The organism is Limnospira sp. PMC 289.06 (assembly GCF_032350395.1).
GTDB classification, from domain to species: Bacteria; Cyanobacteriota; Cyanobacteriia; order Cyanobacteriales; family Microcoleaceae; genus Limnospira; species Limnospira platensis.
This window is the reverse complement of the sequence record NZ_JARPLC010000209.1, coordinates 1-4,488: the sequence shown is the minus strand read 5'-3', so window position 1 is coordinate 4,488 and position 4,488 is coordinate 1. Positions and strand designations below refer to the sequence as shown.

The following is a 4,488-nucleotide window of genomic DNA, read 5'->3' as shown; positions in this document are numbered from 1 at the left end:
GCAATTCCCTAGGTCGGGGTTTTTATTGGTGAAAGTTTGGGAATAAGATAGAAAATGCAGCCCGAAATATAGAAATGGTCGGCATGGGGCATCGGCACGACCTTAAATGGACACAGAGGGAAGATAAGACTGGCTTGCAAGCACATCGAGCGCGAAGTGTCAAGAATCACCGTAGCTTCAGCCCGGTGAGTATGTCAACTAAAACCCAATTTTGAATTAGGTTGTTGACCTGTTCGGGTATTTCATCATGGGGACAGTGACCAGCATTTAAAAAATATTCCGTCAGTTGGGGGTAATATTCACGAAAGCGATCGCTTCTCGCGCGACAGTTCATCCAAGGATCTCCTTCTCCCCATAACATCAACAGTGGACAGCGAAGACGCGATAATAAAACATCTACCGGATCTCCCTGACGACTCTTAAACACCGATGCAAATACCTTAGCCGCGCCGGGAGTGCAGGAAGGACGATATATTTCCTCCACCAGGCGATCGGTAACAGCACTTTGATCCAAATAAACTTTTTGCAGAGTTTTCCGAATTACTGAACGTCGCCTAGTCCATTGGAAAACCAAAAAAGTCGTCCAGTCCTGAATTAGGAGCGATCGCATCATTCTCGAGGTCTTTTGTTTCCAGGTAGGCGGTTCTATCTTAGTCTGAGTATCCGAAAACGGACCCGCACTATTCAATAAAATCAACCCCGCCACCCCATCAGGATAATCCGCCGCCACGCACAGACTAGCATAACCCCCCAACGAATTACCCGCCAAAACCGTTGGCCGTCCGATCACCTCGGTCATAAAATCATGAAGCTGATCGCGCCACAACTGTCCAGTATATTCCCAATCAGGTTTAGCCGATCGCCCAAACCCTAACAAATCAATAGCCCACACATCAAACTCAGAACTTAATCCCTCAATATTCTTGCGCCAGTGGTCTGTCGATGCACCGAACCCATGCACCAACAATAAAGAGGGGCGTTGGTCAACCTTTGTCGTTGCCACATCCTCACCCGCTGAACCTCCTCTGACATAATAAATCAATTGATCGCGCCACTTCCAATAAGTCCCCTCATAGGAGTTCGAGTCAGTTACTAAAGTAGTTTGCATTTTACTGAAATTCGTTGATTTTATTGGATGTTATACAGCAAAGATTGATTAATAACCACTTATTGATTCTCTCCAGGTAATCCACGCCAAGGCTGGTATTCTTCCAAATCAATCTCATCAAGAGTTGGTCCCTCTGAAGGATCAACCGTCATATTTGGATGTTGCACCACACAAGCAAGATGAGCCCCTTGTAAACCCCGTTTAATCCGTTCTGGAGTTTCTGCAAACAGCACAAATAGGGGGTAAATATTTTCAGCCTCTTGGGAATACAAATAACTGTAATGATGAGGCATCACCCATTCATAGCCACTATCCAAGTAAACCTGAGTTAATCTCCACCGCCTCAGTAAATCCGAAAGATCTTCGTGGGGTTTATGAATAAAAATCAATATTTCCGAGCCGACTTTAACCTTCCATTCTGGATCGCACATCAACACCGCAATATCACAGGGAAGACAAACAGCTTGATTTGGGCTAATAGTAATATGATTATGCCCCGCATAGGAAACACCATTGCGTAACCTGACAATGGGTAGCGGCAGAGTGATCAAACTTTCTTCCGGGCGGCGCAGACTGGGAATCATTTCCCAATAAGGTCGATGCTGTTGCAAAAGATTAATCATTGTATTTGCATAGCTGTATTCAGACAGCAAAGTTTCATAATGGGATTGTTGAACTGGCATTTTTTAAAAACCTGGTAACATCTTTTCCGACCACAGGAGAAATTAATTTCCCCGGCGATTTGGTGTCGTAGCACTTATAAACTCTCAAACACCTTAAACATTGGCAGATACATCGACAGCAGTACAGAAGCCACAATACCCCCTACTACTACAATCATTAAAGGTTCTAGCGCACTGGTTAGAGATTTTACCGCCTCCTCAACTTCCGTTTCATAGAAAGCGCCTACTTTCATTAACATTTTATCAAGTTCCCCAGATTCTTCTCCGATCGCAATCATCTGAATCGCCAAACCTGGGAACACATTTTCTTCCTGTAAAGCCAGACTGATCAATCCCCCCTGTTGAATCTCATTTCTGGCGTACTCAATGGCATTAGCGATCGCCTGATTACCAGCTACATCTCGGACAATTTCCATAGAGTTCATAATCGGCACACCAGAACGAGTCAGACTACCAAAAATAATACAGAAACGCGCCACCGCCGACTTTTCCAGAATCGCACCAAATAGGGGCAGTTTCAAGTAAATCTTATCAAAAAATAACCGCCCAGAGTCAGTTTTATAAGCCACAGTATAGGCAAAATAAATACCAATCAATGAGCCAATTACTATAGCTTGGGGAATAGGCGGCCAAGTCGTACAAAAATCACTGATTTTCAGCATCATCACCGTAAACAGAGGTAACTCCACCCCAATTTGCTCAAAAATACCCGAAAAGGTAGGTAGCAAAAACGTAGCCATACCAAAAAACACAGCGATCGCAATAAACAATACTGTTTTTGGATAAGAAGTTGCCGACTTAATCTCACTCTGAGTTTTATGGTTTTTTTCCATCATCACCGCCAGACGTTCTAGGGTTTCATCCAAAACCCCCCCAGTTTCTCCTGCCGACACCATACTCACAAAAAGCTGGTCAAACACATCAGGAAACTTTCTCATTGACGATGATAATTCCTCCCCTTCTTCCACATCAGCACGCAGAGTATTAATAGCCCTTTTTAGCTTCGCATTTTCACACTGTTCTCCCAGCACACTTAAACAGCGAGCCATCGAGATACCTGCATTAAACATAGCCGCAAACTGACGGGCAAAGATCGCGAGATCTTTCACCGTAATCGATGCCATCGCTACATTCAGATCTTCCTCGAATTTCTTGAAGTCAAAGCCTTGTTTTCGAGAGTGGCTCTTGACCATCCTATTAGTTGTCATATCTCACCTCTATTTATATAGATATAATTGTCAGTCTCCCATAGCACACCAAGTTCGCAACTATAGCAACCCTAAAAAAGGTAGTGACCAACCCCACTTATATGAGAGACTACAAGCAGGGGGGGGTCTGAAAAACTCTCCTTTTTAAGGATGCTTACCTACCTAACTTGGTGGTATTATGCTTTCACCTTCTGACCCTTACCAGCCTTAGGCTGAGGACCAATGAGCCGTTCAAGTTCATCAGGCTTAGAGCTCTTACTCATAGCAGCCTCCCAAGTAGCCTTACCTTCTTGATAAAGTTTGGCCAAAGACATTTCCATCGTCTGCATTCCCAATTTAGCCCCCATTTGGATCTGGGAGTAAATTTGAGAAGTTTTTCCTTCCCGAATCAAGTTACCCATAGCCGGAGTATTAAGCATAATCTCCATAGCCGCACAACGACCGCCACCAATTCGCGGTACCAGGTTTTGACTACAAACCCCCACCAGAGAACCGGACATTTGCGCCCGCACCTGCGGTTGTTGAATAGGGGGGAATACATCCAGCATCCGGTCTACTGTTGCTGAAGCCGAGTTAGTGTGCAGAGTTCCAAAGACCAAGTGACCCGTTTCTGCGGCCGATATCGCCAGACCGATAGTTTCCAAGTCCCGCATTTCCCCCACCAGAATAATATCTGGGTCTTCACGCAAAGCCGCTTTGAGCGCATTAGCAAAACTCTTGGTATCCTCACCCTTTTGGCGTTGGTGAAACAGACTCTTGATATTAGGGAAAACATACTCAATGGGGTCTTCCACAGTCAGGATATGTTCTGAGCGTGTGCGGTTGATCAAGTCAAGTAAAGCGGCCATTGTGGTAGTTTTACCGGATCCTGTCTGTCCCGTCACCAGAACCATACCACGAGGTCTTTCGGTCAAATCCCGCAGGATTTGGGGAACCCCCAACTTATCAGCATTGGGAATTTGAGAAGCCAAAGCTCGCAGACAAGCAGCCCAGCAACCCCGTTCCCGGTAGACATTCACCCGGAACCGAGCCAGTCCCTTAACCCCATAGGCGCAGTCTAGTTCCCAGTTTTGCTCCAACTGCTTACGCTGCATATTATTGAGCATCTGGAAAATCAAAACCTGCACCTCTTCAGCAGAGAGAGTTTCTCCAAATTGGGGTTGTGGAGTCAGTTTCCCGCTGACGCGGTAAAAGATAGGCGCTCCTGCTTGAATGTGAATATCTGAGCCTCCTTGTTCAACCAAAGACTCGAGAACATCCTCAATCATCAAACCACGCATAGATAAACCTCCAATGGAATTTGAGTTTGTACCTTATCGATCGCTTGCGCGCGTCCCAACACACGGAAGGGGGAACATAGCCAGAATTTTTCTAAACTTTCATCCCACCTGATACATTTACGCGACATTTATCCGGCTATTCCCGGACAATGCAACGATAGCACTATTACCCGTTAAGGTAACAGAGGCGGTATCCCGCAAAGCTTTTA

Annotated in this window: 4 protein-coding genes; all 4 read right to left on the bottom strand. The window is 45.4% G+C overall.

Features of this window, described 5'->3' with window-relative positions; all coding sequences use genetic code 11:
• Window positions 1-166: 166 nt before the first annotated feature.
• Window positions 167-1,108, bottom strand: coding sequence for an alpha/beta fold hydrolase (locus P5674_RS23300; RefSeq protein ID WP_006620085.1), 942 nt, complete (start codon window positions 1,106-1,108; stop codon window positions 167-169).
• 59 nt (window positions 1,109-1,167) lie between these two features.
• Window positions 1,168-1,791: a hypothetical protein gene (locus P5674_RS23295; RefSeq protein WP_006620084.1), complete on the bottom strand. Its 624-nt coding sequence runs from the start codon at window positions 1,789-1,791 to the stop codon at window positions 1,168-1,170.
• Window positions 1,792-1,865: 74 nt separating this feature from the next.
• Window positions 1,866-2,999: a type II secretion system F family protein gene (locus P5674_RS23290; protein WP_006669468.1), complete on the bottom strand. Its 1,134-nt coding sequence runs from the start codon at window positions 2,997-2,999 to the stop codon at window positions 1,866-1,868.
• A gap of 176 nt (window positions 3,000-3,175) precedes the next feature.
• Window positions 3,176-4,279, bottom strand: coding sequence for a type IV pilus twitching motility protein PilT (locus P5674_RS23285; protein WP_006620587.1), 1,104 nt, complete (start codon window positions 4,277-4,279; stop codon window positions 3,176-3,178).
• Window positions 4,280-4,488 lie beyond the last annotated feature (209 nt).